The 16,505-nt window shown below is 41.2% G+C and carries 19 protein-coding genes and 1 rRNA gene; 18 read left to right on the top strand and 2 right to left on the bottom strand.

Annotated features, from left to right (window positions below):
* Positions 1-95, top strand: a 5S ribosomal RNA gene (gene rrf, locus JOC78_RS16165); the annotation flags it as partial.
* Positions 96-279: 184 nt separating this feature from the next.
* Here the strand turns inward: rrf and JOC78_RS16160 are convergent.
* Positions 280-1,131, bottom strand: coding sequence for a phosphotransferase family protein (locus JOC78_RS16160; protein WP_204558011.1), 852 nt, complete (start codon positions 1,129-1,131; stop codon positions 280-282).
* A gap of 129 nt (positions 1,132-1,260) precedes the next feature.
* On the opposite strand from JOC78_RS16160, the gene JOC78_RS16155 reads away from it, so the two are divergent.
* From JOC78_RS16155 to rsmI, 11 genes are all read left to right on the top strand, one after another.
* On the top strand, positions 1,261-1,452 hold the full coding sequence (locus tag JOC78_RS16155; protein ID WP_204558008.1) for a sigma factor G inhibitor Gin: 192 nt from the start codon (positions 1,261-1,263) through the stop codon (positions 1,450-1,452).
* A 62-nt stretch (positions 1,453-1,514) separates the two neighbouring features.
* Complete coding sequence (locus tag JOC78_RS17675; RefSeq protein ID WP_275582042.1) at positions 1,515-2,933, top strand: aminotransferase class I/II-fold pyridoxal phosphate-dependent enzyme; 1,419 nt, start codon at positions 1,515-1,517, stop codon at positions 2,931-2,933.
* A gap of 42 nt (positions 2,934-2,975) precedes the next feature.
* The gene (gene tmk, locus JOC78_RS16145; RefSeq protein WP_204558006.1) at positions 2,976-3,608 is read left to right on the top strand and encodes a dTMP kinase; all 633 of its coding nucleotides are present in this window, start codon (positions 2,976-2,978) and stop codon (positions 3,606-3,608) included.
* 155 nt (positions 3,609-3,763) lie between these two features.
* A complete protein-coding gene (locus JOC78_RS16140; protein ID WP_204558004.1) occupies positions 3,764-4,093 on the top strand; it encodes a cyclic-di-AMP receptor in 330 nt (109 codons plus the stop codon).
* Between the two features lie 15 nt (positions 4,094-4,108).
* Positions 4,109-4,549 (top strand): YaaR family protein, encoded by a 441-nt coding sequence (locus JOC78_RS16135; protein WP_204558003.1) that lies wholly within the window; start codon positions 4,109-4,111, stop codon positions 4,547-4,549.
* Positions 4,550-4,561: 12 nt separating this feature from the next.
* Positions 4,562-5,569: a DNA polymerase III subunit delta' gene (gene holB / locus JOC78_RS16130; RefSeq protein WP_204558002.1), complete on the top strand. Its 1,008-nt coding sequence runs from the start codon at positions 4,562-4,564 to the stop codon at positions 5,567-5,569.
* A complete protein-coding gene (locus tag JOC78_RS16125; protein ID WP_204558001.1) occupies positions 5,562-6,389 on the top strand; it encodes a PSP1 domain-containing protein in 828 nt (275 codons plus the stop codon). Before holB ends, JOC78_RS16125 begins: the two co-directional genes overlap by 8 nt.
* A 13-nt stretch (positions 6,390-6,402) precedes the next feature.
* The gene (gene yabA / locus JOC78_RS16120) at positions 6,403-6,768 is read left to right on the top strand and encodes a DNA replication initiation control protein YabA (protein WP_204558000.1); all 366 of its coding nucleotides are present in this window, start codon (positions 6,403-6,405) and stop codon (positions 6,766-6,768) included.
* 182 nt (positions 6,769-6,950) lie between these two features.
* A complete protein-coding gene (locus JOC78_RS16115) occupies positions 6,951-7,697 on the top strand; it encodes a tRNA1(Val) (adenine(37)-N6)-methyltransferase (protein ID WP_204557999.1) in 747 nt (248 codons plus the stop codon).
* Complete coding sequence (locus tag JOC78_RS16110) at positions 7,681-7,953, top strand: GIY-YIG nuclease family protein (RefSeq protein WP_204557998.1); 273 nt, start codon at positions 7,681-7,683, stop codon at positions 7,951-7,953. The genes JOC78_RS16115 and JOC78_RS16110 overlap by 17 nt, the downstream gene beginning before the upstream one ends.
* The gene (gene rsmI / locus JOC78_RS16105) at positions 7,949-8,827 is read left to right on the top strand and encodes a 16S rRNA (cytidine(1402)-2'-O)-methyltransferase (protein WP_204558031.1); all 879 of its coding nucleotides are present in this window, start codon (positions 7,949-7,951) and stop codon (positions 8,825-8,827) included. The genes JOC78_RS16110 and rsmI overlap by 5 nt, the downstream gene beginning before the upstream one ends.
* Positions 8,828-8,873: 46 nt before the next feature.
* On the opposite strand, the gene JOC78_RS16100 is transcribed toward rsmI, so the two are convergent.
* Positions 8,874-9,158, bottom strand: a complete 285-nt coding sequence (locus JOC78_RS16100) for an AbrB/MazE/SpoVT family DNA-binding domain-containing protein (RefSeq protein WP_204557996.1) — start codon at positions 9,156-9,158, stop codon at positions 8,874-8,876.
* Positions 9,159-9,663: 505 nt separating this feature from the next.
* Here JOC78_RS16100 and metG point away from each other — a divergent pair.
* The 6 genes from metG to yabG all read left to right on the top strand — a co-directional run bounded on the left by metG (position 9,664) and on the right by yabG (position 16,500).
* Complete coding sequence (metG, locus tag JOC78_RS16095; protein WP_204557993.1) at positions 9,664-11,658, top strand: methionine--tRNA ligase; 1,995 nt, start codon at positions 9,664-9,666, stop codon at positions 11,656-11,658.
* Between the two features lie 82 nt (positions 11,659-11,740).
* The gene (locus JOC78_RS16090) at positions 11,741-12,505 is read left to right on the top strand and encodes a TatD family hydrolase (RefSeq protein WP_204557990.1); all 765 of its coding nucleotides are present in this window, start codon (positions 11,741-11,743) and stop codon (positions 12,503-12,505) included.
* A gap of 226 nt (positions 12,506-12,731) precedes the next feature.
* A complete protein-coding gene (locus JOC78_RS16085; RefSeq protein ID WP_239587235.1) occupies positions 12,732-13,904 on the top strand; it encodes a G5 and 3D domain-containing protein in 1,173 nt (390 codons plus the stop codon).
* A 159-nt stretch (positions 13,905-14,063) separates the two neighbouring features.
* Positions 14,064-14,621, top strand: a complete 558-nt coding sequence (gene rnmV / locus JOC78_RS16080; protein WP_204557979.1) for a ribonuclease M5 — start codon at positions 14,064-14,066, stop codon at positions 14,619-14,621.
* Positions 14,618-15,496 carry a 16S rRNA (adenine(1518)-N(6)/adenine(1519)-N(6))-dimethyltransferase RsmA gene (gene rsmA, locus JOC78_RS16075; RefSeq protein ID WP_204557976.1) on the top strand — a complete coding sequence of 293 codons (879 nt, stop codon included), beginning with the start codon at positions 14,618-14,620 and terminating at the stop codon, positions 15,494-15,496. The genes rnmV and rsmA overlap by 4 nt, the downstream gene beginning before the upstream one ends.
* 116 nt (positions 15,497-15,612) lie before the next feature.
* On the top strand, positions 15,613-16,500 hold the full coding sequence (yabG, locus tag JOC78_RS16070; RefSeq protein ID WP_420829955.1) for a sporulation peptidase YabG: 888 nt from the start codon (positions 15,613-15,615) through the stop codon (positions 16,498-16,500).
* Positions 16,501-16,505: the final 5 nt, after the last annotated feature.

Below are 16,505 nucleotides of genomic sequence, written 5' to 3'. Positions count from 1 at the left end.
GTCACACCCGTTCCCATCCCGAACACGGCAGTTAAGCTCTTCAGCGCCGATGGTAGTTGGGGGTTTCCCCCTGTGAGAGTAGGACGCCGCCAAGCGACAACGAAGAACAGTTGAGAGACTGTTCTTTTTTTGTGCGCTTTTATGCTTTGGCTTCTTTAAAAGAAAATTCCTGAATAAACTCCTCAACTAGAGCGTATTTGTGTGCATTTGGAGAATAACGGGGTGCTTAAGCAATGACAAAGAGAGCATATGAAAAGCATCCCCCGATCAACCTATAGTCTATAACGCTATCTTTCTCCAATAACCCCAAGCTTCTAAATACTTCTCTAAATCCTCAGGATGGTGTTTTATGCATGCCGCGATTCGCAAATATAATCCAATGACCACTGACTCCCATACTTCTTGTTCTGAATGATTACTGATCGTTAAATACCGGTACGCTGATAAAATAGTCTCTTTCGTCAAATCTACAGGAGAAGAACAGTATGCATAGACTAAATCATATATCGGGTCACCTAAAACAGGAATGGGATCAATGACTCCGTTTAGTTCCTTATCGATGTAAACAAAGTTATGAAATCCGCAATCTCCGTGCAATAAATAGGGTTGTTCCATTGATGACCAAGTTTTTTCCTGAAGTAAATGGATAACAGCCTCGGTATCTTCTGCATTTAGTACAGTTCCAATTATTTGCTTCGATGTAAAAACGCTGGCTAATAAGAATTCCTTCCATGAATCGGACGGCTCATCCCACCATCCCCACCCACTATCAGAGGTAACAGGCTGATATTGATTGATTAATTCTTGCACTAACGTTTGTAAGCTGCTCTTTTTATTAACATTTGATACATCTGTCTGTCCCTTTACAAAAGAGTACAGCAAGAAAGGGTGTGATAGATCCACATATATCAGCTGTGGGACTAATTTGATATGTTGATAGGCTCTCAGGAAATTTGCTTCTGACTTTACAATTTCCGCTTTATTACTTTTAATGACATAGCGAGGAACCTCCCCGTAATAAACAGCATATAATTGGCTGGCGGTCCCGCCGTTCAGGACTTGAAGATCATTAAAGCCAGCTTCAATCTTCTGCTTATGAATAAGCTCTTCTATTACCTTTTGGATATCCATTCAAATCTTCCCTTCCTCATGCCATTCTTTTATCTATTATAAAGGTAATGGTTCACTGAAAAAAAACATTTCACTAGTTTCGTATAATTTAAGGAACAATGGACAGACTAACAGTAGGAGGTGAATGAGATGGAAAAACAAGAGGTTAAGAGTTCATGCATTATTTGCGATCAAGAAAAAGCGGAGGGGATCTATATCTATACGTCTTTTGTTTGCCATGAATGTCAACAGGAAATGGTAGAGGCAGATCCTGCTGATGAGGCTTATCGCTATTATATAGATAAATTAAAGAAAATAGGCAAACCTACCGTTTACTCTTAAACATGATAAAGGAATATATGATAGGCTAATAGCAGATAAAATAAAAAAGGAATGGATCGATATTGAACCAGTCAAGAATGCCTATCGTAGAGGCTTTAGAACATTTTATAAATAAACAACCGCTTTCTTATCATGTGCCAGGCCACAAAAACGGATTAGCCATGTTAGATAGTTTTCCTTCAGCAATGAAGCGCTTCTTAGCTTATGACCTGACAGAGCTTTCGGGACTCGATGATCTTCATTCGCCTGAAGGCTGTATCATGGAGGCGGAAGCGCTATTAGCTGATTTATATCGAACGAAAAAAAGTTATCTTCTCATTAACGGCAGCACAGTTGGAAATTTAACTATGATTATGGCAGCTTGCGAAGAAGGTGACACGGTATTTGTTCAGAGGAATTGCCATAAGTCGATTCTTCATGCTTTGCAGATAGCGAAACTCGCGCCTGTTTTTTTAGAACCGGAATACGATACATATTTACAAGCGGCAGGTGGAGTCAATCTTGAAACCGTGCGAATGGCTTACCGGCAATACCCGAAAGCCAAGGCATTAATTTTAACGTATCCAACCTATTATGGCGGAGCGGAATCAATTGAAGACATTATTGCTGAAGCCAAAAGCCATCATTCTCTTGTGTTAGTCGATGAAGCACATGGCCCTCACTTTATAGCAGGAGGAATGATGCCAGCCAGTTCATTAACAATGGGGGCTGATGTCGTTGTTCATTCTGCGCATAAAGTGCTGCCGGCGATGACGATGGGCTCTTATTTGCATGTGAATTCTGATCGAGTGTCGGTCAGCCGCTTAGAATTTTATTTGCAGGCGCTTCAATCGAGCAGCCCATCCTATCCGATTATGGCTTCCCTTGATATGGCACGGGCTTATGCCGCATCTTTTACGAAAGAAGACCAAACTAAGACGCTAGAAGCCAGAGGGAGAACCATTTCTTTATTCAAAGCTAAGGGGCTAGAAGTAGTATCTCCGCGGGATCCTATGAAACTAATCATTAGAAAAACCGGGTATAGTGGGTTTGAATTGCAGCAGGAGCTTGAAGCAGCCGGAATTTTTACTGAATTAGCAGACCCTGTTCAAGTGTTATGTACACTGCCGCTTCTTAAAGCAGGCGAAATAGAATACATGAAGGCAGCAGAGGAAAAGTTCGCGGATTTATCGATTCCTGACAAAGATCATGCAGAGAATTCCCATTCTATGAAAGTCACTCATAAAAAAGTATCCACTTTGTCTCTTACCTATCAAGAACAAAGCAAATGCAGCAAGGAAACCATCAGTTTAAAAGAAGCAGCCGGAAGAATTGCTGCTGAAATGGTCATTCCCTATCCTCCAGGAATACCGCTGATCATGTCGGGCGAACGGCTGACGGAAGAAACGATAGGTGCTTTAGAGAAGCTAATGGATGCAGGCACTCACTTTCACGGCGGCCGGTTGCTTGACGAAAAAAAGATCACTGTTTTTTCAGTGTGAAAACACGTAAAATAGAAGCTAGCATAGGTACGGAGGTAGAGAATGAGTAAAGGGATGTTTATTACGATTGAAGGGCCTGAAGGGGCTGGTAAAACAAGTGTCATTCAAAAGATTGCATATACATTAAAAGAAAAAGGATATCGGGTGACGGCAACACGCGAGCCCGGCGGCATATCCATATCTGAACAGATTCGCGAAGTAATATTAAATAAAGAGAATACGGAGATGGATGGACGGACAGAGGCTTTATTATATGCGGCTGCGAGAAGGCAGCACTTAGTCGAAAAGGTAGTTCCGGCTCTTGATGCAGGTGAGATCGTGCTTTGTGACCGCTTCATTGACAGTTCTCTTGCATATCAAGGCCATGCGAGAGGCCTTGGCATAGAGGAAGTCTATGAGATCAATCAATTTGCTATTAATGAAGTCATGCCTGAATTAACCTTATTATTTGATGTACGTCCAGAAGTTGGATTAGCACGCATTCAAGCACATCAAGAACGGGAAGTGAATCGCCTGGATCTTGAAAGCCTCAACTTTCATCAAAAAGTAAGAGAAGGCTATTTACTTCTAGCTGAAAAGTTTTCCGAGCGCATCGTTCAAATTAATGCGGAAAAACCTTTCGATGACGTATATAATGAAAGTATAAGCTGTATATTAAGCAAAATGAGTAAATAAATTCCTAGCTGACTTACTGTTCCCTGCAAATTTCTGCCTGAGATGAAAAGGGACATAAGGACAGCTTATTTTTATATACGGGGCAATTATGCGAGGCTTTCTTTTTCTTGGTATAATGTAAATAAGAGGATAGATGAAAGGGGATGGGTAATCCAATGAAATTAATTTTAGCCGTCGTGCAGGACCAGGACAGTCATCGGCTGTCGCAATCTCTGATTGACCATAATTTCAGAGCAACAAAACTTGCTTCGACAGGCGGATTTTTAAAAGCAGGAAATACAACTTTTATTATCGGAACCGATGATATTCGTTTAGATAAAGCGTTAAGCATTATAAAAGAAAATTGCCAATCCAGAGATCAAATGGTGGCTCCTGTATCACCGATGGGAGGAAATGCGGACACATATGTTCCTTACCCGGTTGAAGTGCCTGTCGGCGGAGCAACGGTGTTTGTCTTGCCGGTTGAACAATTTCATCAATTTTAATGGAGGAACTCTGAAATGAAGATCAACAAAGATATGCCTTTTAATGTAGATAAGTTGAGGAATGATCAGAAGTCCGGCCCATTAGCGCAATCCAAATTTTCGAGTTTCGTCCAGCAGCACGGACAGCAGATGAAGACCGAACAAATCACGAAACTGCTGTCGGATATTGAAGGAGCGGGAGAACGATTAGCGCGTTCTCGTACTTTCCATGAACTGGCGAAGTATAAAACCCTCGTTCGCCGTTTTATCCGGGAAACAGTGGAATTCGGAATGAACTTGAAGAATTCTCAGACGTGGAACCAATTCGGAGAAAATCGCCAGCTCAAAATTGTTGAAACGATTGATGAAAAGCTGATCGAGTTATCGGAAGATGTCATGAATGAGGAGAAGAAATCGATTGATCTTCTTGGACAAATTGGTGAAATTAAAGGATTACTTATAAATTTACACATATAGGCGGGGATCGAAGTGTCACAAGCGTGGAACGAAATGAATGAAATGCAGCCGATTGTGCTGAGAATGTTGACCAACAGCATAAAAAAAGGCCGTGTTGCCCATGCGTATATTTTCGAAGGAGATCCTGGCACCGGCAAAAAGAAGACCGCTCTCCTTTTTGCTAAAAGTTTGTTTTGTCTTTCACCGATAGATGAAGTGATGCCGTGTGAAACGTGCATTAATTGCCGGCGGATTGACAGTGGAAACCATCCGGATATTCATGTCATTGAGCCGGACGGCCTGTCGATTAAAAAACAGCAAATTTATGATTTGCAGCAGGAATTTAGCAAGACAGCGGTAGAATCGAGCAAAAAAATCTACCTGATCAGCCATGCAGATAAGATGACAGCAAGTGCAGCTAATAGCTTGCTGAAATTCTTAGAAGAACCTAAATCGGATACTGTCGCCCTCTTAATGACCGAGCAATCACAAAGAATGCTTCCTACCATTCTTTCAAGGTGTCAGCTATTATCATTTAAGCCTTTGCCGCATGCCGTTTTGAAAGAGAAATTAGTAGAAGAAGGCGTGTCTGTTCCGCTCGCTTCACTCGTTTCAAGATTAACCAACAATTTTCATGAAGCATTAGAATTAAGTAATGATGAGTGGTTTGCACAGTCGCGTAAAATAGTGTTAAAATTGTATGAAGTCCTTGAAAAAAATCCGTTGGAAGCAATGGTGAAATTACAAGAGGATTTTAATGGGCACTTTAAAGATAAACAACAAGTCAATCTCGCGCTAGACCTCTTGCTATTGCTATATAAAGATCTGTTATCTTTGCAAACCGGCGAAGAACAAGGTTTGGCTTTTCCTGACAAGCTTGCTTCTTTCAAGAATACTGTTCTACAGTCTTCAGCTAAAAGGATAACAGAACAGATGACAGCTATATTAGAAGCGAAGCGCAAGCTTGATGCCAATATGAATCCACAACTGTTGATGGAGCAGCTTGTGTTGAATTTACAGGGGGGAGCTTCCTTTGTATAATGTAGTAGGAGTACGCTTTAAAAAAGCGGGTAAAATATATTATTTTGATCCAATGGATTTGGAGATTGAGAAAGACAGCCATGTGATTGTGGAAACAGTCAGAGGAGTAGAGCATGGCCAAGTCGTCGTTGGGCCAAAGCAAGTCGATGAGAATGATATCGTTCTTCCTTTAAAGAAGGTCATTCGAATCGCAGACCAGAAAGACCGGCTGATCGTTGAGGAAAATCATACAGCGGCCTTAGAAGCGTTTGAGGTATGCTGTGAAAAGATCAGTACTCATAAACTGGATATGAAGCTGGTCGATGTGGAATACACGTTTGACCGCAATAAGGTGATCTTTTACTTTACCGCGGATGGACGAGTCGATTTCCGTGAGCTGGTGAAAGATCTCGCAGCCATTTTCAGAACAAGAATTGAACTTCGTCAGATCGGTGTTCGTGATGAAGCAAAGATGCTTGGCGGAATTGGTCCATGTGGAAGAATGCTTTGCTGTTCAACGTTTTTAGGGGACTTTGAACCCGTCTCTATTAAAATGGCTAAAGATCAAAATCTTTCTTTAAACCCCACGAAGATTTCTGGACTATGCGGACGATTAATGTGCTGCTTAAAGTACGAAAATGACGAATATGAAGCAGCCAAGGAAGTCATGCCTGATGTAGGTGAGATCGTAACGACACCAGAAGGTTCAGGTAAAGTGGTGGGGCTGAATATTTTAGAACGAATCCTTCAAGTAAATGTATTTAATCTTGAACGGGTGCTTGAATTTACGATAGACGAAATAACAAAAGAAGGTGCCATTTCAGCACAAGCCACGGAGTAATGGGGTGGGATGAGTGGATAAAAAAGAGTTTTTTGATTCAGTCAGCCATATGGAGACGCAAATTGGACAGTTGTATAAACAGCTTGGCGACTTAAAAAAGAATCTGGCAGAAATGCTGGAGGAGAACAATTCTTTAAAGCTAGAAAATGAGAATTTACGAAGACGGCTGGAGCAGCTGGAATTATCCCGCAGCCAGCCGGAACAAACAATAAATGGAGAGAAATTCAACTCAAGTTCTCAAAGATTGATGGATATTGGTGAAGGCTACGATAATCTAGCGCGGCTCTATCAAGAAGGATTCCATATATGCAATGTTCATTTTGGCAGCCCGCGTAAAGATGATTGCTTGTTTTGTTTATCGTTTTTAAATAAAAAATAACTATAGTAAATAATACCTTCCTTGAAAGAGGAAGGTTGTTTTATGAGATTTTACTTTTATTAAAGCCAGCTGGCAATATGTTAATTTGATTATACAGAGCAATAAATAGAGAGAGCTGTTGTTTAGCTAATGAGTACATACCTGGCTTTTAGGTTCACTTATTTAATTTGGAGGAAATGGTTATGGTCGATTTAACTGGAGATGAGAGGTTGGATTATTTGCTGGCGGAGGATTTAAGAATTATTCAAAGTCCGTCTGTTTTTTCCTTTTCACTGGATGCTGTTCTGCTGGCTCGGTTTGCTTATGTCCCTAAAAAGAAAGGATCCATCATTGATTTGTGTTCGGGAAACGGAGTCGTTCCGCTGCTGCTGAGCTCGAGAACGGATGTGCCGATTACAGGTGTAGAGATACAGGAACGCTTGCATGATATGGCAGAACGCAGCATTGCCTATAATCAGCTGAATCACCAAATCCGGATGATTCATGGGGATTTAAAAGACAGTCCTTCTTTATTAGGATTTGAAAAGCACAATGTGGTCACTTGCAACCCTCCTTATTTTATCACTCCATCTAATAGAGAAATCAATATGAATGAACACTTGGCGATCGCTAGACATGAAATCCTTTGTACCCTTGAAGATTGTATTCGGACAAGCAGTCAGTTGCTGAAACAAGGTGGTAAAGCAGCGTTTGTTCATCGGCCAGGAAGACTTCTTGATTTAGTCACCCTCATGCGGAAATACCGGTTAGAGCCAAAGCGGCTTCGATTTGTTTATCCAAAACCAGGAAAAGAGGCCAATACGGTGCTGATTGAAGGAATTAAGGACGGAGCTTCAGATATGAAGATTCTTCCTCCGTTGTATGTGTATGATGAGGCAGGGGAATATACAGAAGAAGTAAGAGAGATGTTATATGGAGATAAGCAATAGTCATTATTTTTACGTAGTAAAGTGCAAAGATGGAACGCTGTACGGCGGCTATACCAATCATTTAGAGAAACGAATTCAAACGCATAATGCCGGTAAGGGAGCGAAATATACCCGAGGCCGAAGACCGGTAGAACTGATTTATTCAAAATCATATCCTACGAAAACAGCGGCGATGCAGGCAGAGTATGCGTTTAAGCAATTGCCCCGAAAGAAAAAAATTGCCTATTTAGAAGAGGAGGGAACGCTCATTGATTAGTAAACAGAAAAGCTTTGAGCCATCAGAGAAAGGAACGCTTTATTTAGTGCCCACACCTATTGGCAACCTCGAAGATATGACGTTTCGAGCGATTCGCATCATGAAAGAGGCGAATGTGATTGCTGCGGAAGATACGCGAAATACAAAGAAGCTGTGCAATTACTTTGACATCCAGACACCCATTATCAGCTACCATGAACATAATAAAGAGAAAAGCGGCAGTCAGCTCATAGAAAGAATTCATAGAGGAGAAGATATTGCTTTAGTAAGTGATGCGGGAATGCCATCCATATCCGATCCAGGATATGAATTGGTCGTAAAAGCGGTAGAAGAGAACATTTGTGTAGTCCCGCTTCCAGGCGCCAATGCAGCTTTGACGGCTTTAATTGCCTCGGGTCTTGCGCCTCAGCCTTTTTATTTTTATGGCTTTTTAAGCCGCAATAAAAAGGAAAGAAAAGAGCAATTATCAAAGCTGAATCGCTTAGAGGATACATTTATCTTATATGAGTCGCCGCACAGGCTGAAAGAAGCACTGGCCGCTATGGCTGACGTATTGGGAAGTGATCGGAAAATCGTTCTTTGCCGGGAGCTGACGAAGAAGTTTGAAGAATTTTTGCGCGGCACAATTGAAGAGGCGCTGGTCTGGTCGAAGGAAGAAAACATTCTCGGTGAATTCTGTTTAATCGTTGAAGGCAATCAGGCAGTAGAAGAACTGGAGTCAGAAAATTGGTGGGAGTCACTATCTATAGCTGAACACGTTGATTTCTACATTCAAGAGAAATCTTTCTCTTCAAAAGAAGCCATTAAGCAAGCAGCTGTCGATCGTCAAATGAGTAAAAGAGATGTGTACCAAGAGTATCATGTGGAATCATGAGTGAGCACAAATCAAAAAAGAGCTGCCAAAGGGCAGCTCTTATTAATTATTTTACTGTTTCAAATGAAGAAGCAATTTCTTTCATTAATTGCTCAGCACCTTCACGGCTAAGAATTAATTTTCCGCCAGCAAGTTTCACGTTGTTATCAGAAACTTCCCCAGTTACTTGGCAAGTCATGCTTGGTTTGTATTTCTTTAAGATGATCTTGTCGTCGTCTACATAAATTTCTAATGCGTCTTTTTCTGCAATTCCTAGTGTGCGGCGAAGTTCAATTGGAATAACTACGCGTCCTAATTCGTCAACTTTACGTACGATACCTGTTGATTTCATTGTTCATTCTCCTCTCAAATTGTGTATATAGTAAAATCAATCCCAAAATTTAACTCGTCAATTTTCGACATATTTCTTATTTGTGACTCTATCATACCAGCGAATGGGAAAAACGTCAACAAGAAAATGTAATTTTTCTATTTATTGTAAGGTGGATGAAACCTTGATACATCAACGTTTTCGGTATATTAGTTAATAAATGTAAAAATAATCATCAAAAACTTTGTCGAATAATTAATTTGTATTTGTCGAATTCGACAAAATGATTCTGAGAATATAAGATTCAATATTTACAATTGTGCTGGAATAAGAGAAAATAAAGGTACTGCCTTTTAGTTGCGACAATTATGTTTATTAAGGTATATTTTTTAAATAGAATAGTTAAAATGTCAGTAAAAATGTCTAAAGAATGCCCAATAATGGCAGTGTTGAAATAGAAGCTCTCGACCGTTGGGTCAGGGCTTTTCTACATATTGAAGTAAAAGGTTATTAGGAGGTTTAGGAATTGAAGGATCAGTCAAAAACATTTTATATTACGACACCTATTTATTATCCAAGCGGAAACCTTCACATCGGTCATGCTTACACTACTGTCGCAGGAGATGCGATGGCGCGCTATAAAAGAATGCGCGGATTTGACGTCATGTATTTAACCGGAACGGACGAGCATGGTCAAAAAATCCAGCAAAAAGCGGAAGAGTCGAATGTCACTCCGCAAGAATATGTGGATCAAATTGTTTCCGGTATTCAAAAACTATGGCAGGATTTAGATATTTCGTACGATGATTTCATCCGCACAACGGAAAGCAGACATAAAGAAACAGTAGAAAAGATTTTTAAACAATTATTAGACCAAGGGGATATCTATCTAGGAGAATACGAAGGCTGGTATTCCATTCCTGATGAAACATTCTACACAGAAACACAGTTAGTCGACAAAGAGTTAGATGCTGATGGAAAAGTAATTGGAGGCAAGAGCCCTGACAGCGGACATCCGGTAGAAAAGGTGAGAGAAGAATCTTATTTCTTCCGTATCGGAAAATATGCCGATCGATTAATGAAGTATTATGAAGAGAATCCGGAGTTTATTCAGCCGGAATCCCGTAAAAATGAAATGATCAACAACTTCATTAAGCCTGGTCTTGAAGATTTGGCTGTTTCTAGAACAACGTTTAACTGGGGCGTGAAGGTGCCTGGAGATCCGAAGCATGTCATCTATGTATGGATTGATGCACTTTCTAACTATATTACGGCGCTCGGCTACGGTTCAGAAAATGAAGCGAAGTACCAAAAGTTCTGGCCGGCGAATGTGCACCTAGTAGGAAAGGAAATTGTTCGTTTCCATACGATTTATTGGCCAATCATGCTGATGGCGCTGGACTTGCCATTGCCTAAAAAGGTATTTGCCCATGGGTGGCTCTTAATGAAAGACGGGAAAATGTCGAAATCTAAAGGAAACGTAGTAGACCCTGTGACATTAATTGACCGCTATGGATTAGATGCCCTTCGTTACTACTTGCTTCGTGAAGTGCCGTTTGGTTCTGATGGGGTCTTTACTCCAGAAGGTTTTGTCGAGCGCATCAACTTCGATTTAGCTAACGATCTAGGGAATTTATTAAACCGGACAGTGGCGATGATTAATAAGTACTTTGACGGGGAAATTCCTGCATATAAAGGGTCGAACGGAACATTCGATCAGCAGTTGCTTGAATTAAATCAGTCTGCGGTAGAGAAATATGAAGAAGCGATGGAGAATATGGAATTCTCTGTGGCGCTGTCAACGATTTGGCAGCTGATCAGCCGGACGAATAAATATATCGACGAGACACAGCCTTGGGTGCTGGCGAAGGAAGGAAATAAAGAAGAACTGGGATCTGTCATGGTTCATTTAGCTGAATCCTTGCGCAGAGCCGCTGTTCTTTTAAAGCCGTTCTTAACGAAAACACCAGAAAAGATCTTTGAGCAGCTTAACGTTCAAGAAGACCAGTTGAAAAGCTGGGAAAGTCTATCTGAATTTGCTCAGATTCCAGAAGGAACGAAAGTGGTTGCTAAGGGCGAGCCGATCTTCCCTCGTTTAGACTTGAAAGAAGAAATCGAATTTATTAAAGAAAAAATGCAAGGCCCAGCGGCACCTCAAGAAGAAAAAACAGAAACAGAAGAGTATGCTGAGGTTGGCGAAGAGATTACCATTGATGACTTTATGAAAGTGGACTTGCGGGCAGCCACGGTGCTAGAAGCGGAGCCTGTTAAGAAAACAAATAAATTGATGAAGCTTCAGCTTGATCTTGGCTTCGAGAAGCGCCAGGTCGTTTCTGGAATTGCTGAATTCTATAAGCCTGAAGAGCTGGTTGGACGAAAAGTCGTTGTAGTAGCGAACTTAAAACCTGTGAAGCTGCGCGGAGAACTATCTCAAGGAATGATTCTTGCCGGTTCAAAAGATGGCGTGTTAGCTTTAACAGAAATAGCTGAAAAACTGCCAAATGGTGCGAAAGTAAAATAATGCAAAAAAACATAGAATGTTCCGCGTGAAACGATTTCGGCGTGAACTTCTATGTTTTTCTTTTACGAAAGGGTGAATAGGATTGTTATTCGATACACATGTCCATTTAAATGCAGATCAATATAGTGAAGATGTAGAAGAGGTCATTCAGCGTGCACAAGAAGCCGGTGTCAGCCGCATGGTCGTCGTGGGATTTGACCGATCAACCATTCAAAAAGCGATGGAACTTGTCGAAACCTATGATTTCTTGTATGCAAGTGTCGGCTGGCACCCTGTAGATGCCATTGATATGACAGACGAAGATCTAGAGTGGCTAGAGGAACTGGCTAATCATCCGAAGGTGGTCGCTTTAGGTGAAATGGGGCTGGATTATCATTGGGACAAGTCGCCTCATGATATTCAAAAAGAAGTGTTTAGAAAGCAGATTCGCCTCGCGAAAAAAGTAAAGCTGCCGATTGTTATTCATAACCGCGAAGCGACACAGGATATTGTAGATATTTTAAGGGAGGAAGAAGCAAGCACGGTCGGAGGAATTATGCATTGTTTCAGCGGAAGTGCGGAAATCGCCCGTGAATGCATAGAGATGAACTTCTATATTTCCTTAGGTGGTCCAGTGACATTTAAAAATGCGAAAAAGCCAAAGGAAGTAGCGGTATCTGTTCCATTAGATAAGCTATTGATTGAAACAGACTGCCCATACCTTGCACCTCACCCGTACCGCGGCAAAAGAAATGAGCCAGCTTATGTTCAATTAGTAGCAGAAGAGATTGCTGAGTTAAAAGGAATCAGCTATGAAGAAGTGGCAAAAGCAACAACTGACAATGCTCTGCGTCTTTTTAACATTTGAAATAATTCGCATAAAAAGGAAAATGCCAAGCGGCAATAAATATTGATATATCAACCATTTAAAGCTGATCTAATACAGGTCAGCTTTTTTGTGATTTTATTACAAATATTACAATTGATCTGCATAATTCATCATTCCTCCGTTCGCCTCATAGGCTAATCGTGTCCAGTGAGAAGAGAAACAGGGCAACAATTAGCCTGTAGATATGAAGGAGGAGGAGCTATTTTTGACGGCCAAACAAAAAAGAATAATGAGTAAGAATAAATGGGTGATCCTTATAACAGCAACTGCTTTTTTATTCGTTGCAGGGTTTGCTTATGAAGAATCTAAAAAGACAGTGACTCTTGATAGCAATGGAATCCAGGAGGAGATCAGTACACATGCTAAGACGGTGGAAGAATTGCTGGCGGAACAACAAATCAATGTGAAAGCAGCAGATGATCTATCCCATTCGAAAGAAAGTAAATTAAAAGACCGAATGACGATTGTTTGGAAAGAAGCTCATAAAATCGAATTATCCATTGATGGAAAGACAAACAAAGTATGGACAACAGCGGATACGGTTCAAACACTTTTGAAACAAGAGAACCTCTTTCTTGGAAAGCATGATGAAATTAAACCGGATTACTCCGCTCCATTAAAAAATGGAACAAAAGTAACCATCAATAAAGCTTTCCTTCTGACGTTAGATGATGGCGGAAAAAAGCGCCCGGTTTGGACAACTTCGATTACCGTCGCTGACTTTTTAAACAAACAGAACCTCACAGTGGGACCTTTAGATATCCTCTCACTTAAACAAGACCGGGTATTGCAGCCCAATGACTATTTTGCCATTACCCGTATTGAAAAAGTCACCGATGTAGTGGAAGAGCCAAAGCCATTTCCTGTAGTTGAAAGAAAAGATAGCACCATGCCAAAAGGCAAAGAAAAGATCATAAAAGCGGGGAAAGAGGGACTAGCTTCTAAGCGCTACGAGATCACACGTAAAAATGGCCAGGAAGTGTCGAGAAAGTTATTGGCTGAGACGACACTGAAAGAAAGCGAAGAACAAATTGTCGCAGTGGGGACAAAAGAAGAGAGTTCGGTTGCCGCAGCAGCCCCTGGTCCAGGGAGAGAACTAGTGGTTACAAGCACAGCCTATACCGCTCATTGCAGCGGCTGTTCAGGAATTACAGCCACAGGATTGAACTTGATTGCCAATCCTGGCATGAAGGTAATAGCTGTTGATCCATCCATTATCCCTCTTGGATCAAAAGTGTATGTAGAAGGTTATGGCTATGCGGTTGCTGGTGATACAGGCGGAGCGATCAAAGGTCATAAAATTGATGTCTTCATTCCTAGTCAATCCGGTGCTAAGAGCTGGGGGCGGAAGCAAGTGAGAATTAAAGTATTGAACTAACCAAAGCAAAAGCAGGGGAAACCTCTGCTTTTTTGCTTTTATTCGTTTATAATAGAGAATACGCTATGAAAAATGACTGTCTTCGTTATGAAAAGGGCATATTTTTTTGTAAATACGAAGTCAGGACATTCAAGCACGTGAATAAACCGGAGGAATCGCATGAAAATAAAAGAAATTATTGTCGTTGAAGGCAAAGATGATACAGTGACTGTGAAAAGAGCGGTCGAAGCAGATACGCTAGAGACGAATGGATCTGCCATCAGCCCTGCAACCATTGAAAGAATAAAGCTAGCCCAGCAAAAAAGAGGAGTCATTGTTTTCACTGATCCCGATTACCCTGGCGAAAGAATTCGCAAGATTATTTCGGATCATGTACCTAACTGCAAGCACGCTTTTCTCCCGAAACACCAAGCTCTTCATAAGCGAGGAAAAGGTGTCGGTGTAGAACATGCTTCCATTGAATCGATTCGGGAAGCGTTAAAAGAGGCACAGTTAATGGAGACGGAAGCAGCCGAACAAATCTCTAAAGAAGACCTTGTTGATGCCGGACTGATTGGCGGATCTAAGGCAAAAGAACGCAGAGAAAGTCTCGGAGAAAAACTAAAAATCGGCTATACAAATGGAAAGCAGCTTCACAAACGGCTGCTGATGTTTCAAATCACCAGAGAACAATTCAGAGATGCTTTAATAGAAGTGTTACAGGAGGAAAACCAATGAAAGATATCGCTACTCCTACGCGTACGAAGGAAATTCTCACGAAGTATGGATTTTCTTTCAAAAAAAGCTTAGGACAAAACTTTTTAATCGACCCTAATATTTTACAAAAGATCACTGAAGCAGCAGGCCTGACGAAGGAAACAGGTGTCATTGAAGTGGGACCGGGAATCGGTGCTTTAACCGAGCACTTAGCCCGCACATCAGGGAAAGTGGTCGCATTTGAAATTGACCAGCGTCTGCTTCCTATCTTAGGCGACACCTTATCTCCATATGATAATGTGAAAGTGATTCATGAGGACATTTTAAAAGCGGAGGTTGCACCGATTATTGAACAGGAGTTTCAAGGTCTTGACGACATAATGGTCGTAGCTAATCTGCCGTATTACGTAACGACCCCCATTATCATGAAGCTTTTAGAGGAAAAGATCGCCATAAGAGGGTTAGTTGTTATGCTGCAAAAGGAAGTAGCTGATCGAATTGCTGCTAAACCAGGGACGAAAGAATATGGCTCTTTATCGATTGCTATTCAGTATTATATGGAGTCGGAAGTGGCTTTCATCGTTCCTAAAACCGTGTTCATGCCGCAGCCGAACGTTGATTCAGCTGTCATTCGGTTATTAAAGCGTGAAAAGCCTGCCGTAGAAGTAGAAGATGAGAACTTCTTCTTTACTGTGACAAGGTCTTCATTCGCTCAGCGCAGAAAAACGATTTTAAACAACTTAACCAACCAGCTTCCTTTAGGGAAAGAGAAGAAGGAACAAATTCTATCCGCTTTGTCAGAAGCAGGGATCGAGCCTTCTCGCCGTGGAGAGTCTTTGTCTTTACAAGAATTTGCTGATTTATCGAATGCCCTTCTAAAAACAATGAAATCTTAGTTAAAAAACATCTGAGGACGTTTGTCTTTAGATGTTTTTTTATGTATCTTTCTATATTTATGAGCAATTGTCAGGGCCCTTGCATATAATACCGGGAAGATAATCTTGCATCGGGGATGATGAATGTGACAATTCGCATTGGTTCTATTGTCAGCCGGATTTCTTACGGCCATGACATAATTTTTCGTGTAACAGATATTCGGGAAACAAAGGACGGTCTTCAGGCGATTCTATTTGGACAGTATTACCGTTTAGAAGCGGATGCTCCGCTATCCGATTTAGTAGAAGTTGATTCCGATCAGCAGGAGCGGATCAGCCAGAGCACTAAAAAGCGCGAAGAACAGTCTCTGCAGCTGTTTCGCCAAGAACTTGAACTCAATAAGGAGCGGCAGGAATATCGGGCGACGAGCTGCTATCGTGAAGAGAATGATGTGTTTCAAATTCCAGGGAGAGTGCTGCATCTAGATGGGGATCCCCTATATCTAAAAAAATGTTTAACCGCTTATGAAACGATAGGCTTGCCAGTTCATGGTGTGCATTGTCTAGAAAAGGAGATGCCTGAAAAAGTACCCGATTTAATTGACCGGCACCGCCCCGATATTTTAGTCATCACAGGGCATGATGCTTATTCAAAAGTAAAAGGAAGTAAATCAGATATAAACGCATACAGACACTCGAAGCATTTTGCAGAAGCAGTAAAAGCAGCCAGAAAAAAGGTGCCGAATCTGGATCAGTTAATTATATTTGCCGGAGCATGCCAATCTCATTTTGAATCGCTGATCAGAGCCGGAGCTAATTTTGCCAGTTCGCCTTTGCGCGTAAATATCCATGCTCTTGATCCCGTCTATATCTCATCAAAAATCGGCTATACCCCTTTTAATGAACTAGTAAATGTAAGAGAAGTCTTAAGAAATACCTTAACAGGAGATAAGGGTCTTGGCGGAATTGAAACAAAAGGCCTGCTTCGTTTAGGTATGCCATTTCAATACCCGGAGGACGAGTAAAGCTG

It is taken from the genome of Bacillus ectoiniformans, assembly GCF_016908875.1.
Classification (GTDB): domain Bacteria; phylum Bacillota; class Bacilli; order Bacillales; family Domibacillaceae; genus Bacillus_BX; species Bacillus_BX ectoiniformans.
Note: the sequence above shows the minus strand (reverse complement) of the source record. Positions and strands in the feature narration are given on the sequence as shown.

Bases quoted from the DNA above. Each gene is read 5' to 3' on its own strand.
- JOC78_RS16160 (WP_204558011.1), bottom strand. From the start codon at position 1,131: ATGGATATCCAAAAGGTAATAGAAGAGCTTATTCATAAGCAGAAGATT.
- rsmA (WP_204557976.1), top strand. From the start codon at position 14,618: ATGAAAGATATCGCTACTCCTACGCGTACGAAGGAAATTCTCACGAAG.
- JOC78_RS16110 (WP_204557998.1), top strand. From the start codon at position 7,681: ATGGAGATAAGCAATAGTCATTATTTTTACGTAGTAAAGTGCAAAGAT.
- JOC78_RS16155 (WP_204558008.1), top strand. From the start codon at position 1,261: ATGGAAAAACAAGAGGTTAAGAGTTCATGCATTATTTGCGATCAAGAA.
- rnmV (WP_204557979.1), top strand. From the start codon at position 14,064: ATGAAAATAAAAGAAATTATTGTCGTTGAAGGCAAAGATGATACAGTG.
- JOC78_RS16100 (WP_204557996.1), bottom strand. From the start codon at position 9,158: ATGAAATCAACAGGTATCGTACGTAAAGTTGACGAATTAGGACGCGTA.
- JOC78_RS16135 (WP_204558003.1), top strand. From the start codon at position 4,109: ATGAAGATCAACAAAGATATGCCTTTTAATGTAGATAAGTTGAGGAAT.
- JOC78_RS16140 (WP_204558004.1), top strand. From the start codon at position 3,764: ATGAAATTAATTTTAGCCGTCGTGCAGGACCAGGACAGTCATCGGCTG.
- JOC78_RS16115 (WP_204557999.1), top strand. From the start codon at position 6,951: ATGGTCGATTTAACTGGAGATGAGAGGTTGGATTATTTGCTGGCGGAG.
- yabG (WP_420829955.1), top strand. From the start codon at position 15,613: ATGATGAATGTGACAATTCGCATTGGTTCTATTGTCAGCCGGATTTCT.
- tmk (WP_204558006.1), top strand. From the start codon at position 2,976: ATGAGTAAAGGGATGTTTATTACGATTGAAGGGCCTGAAGGGGCTGGT.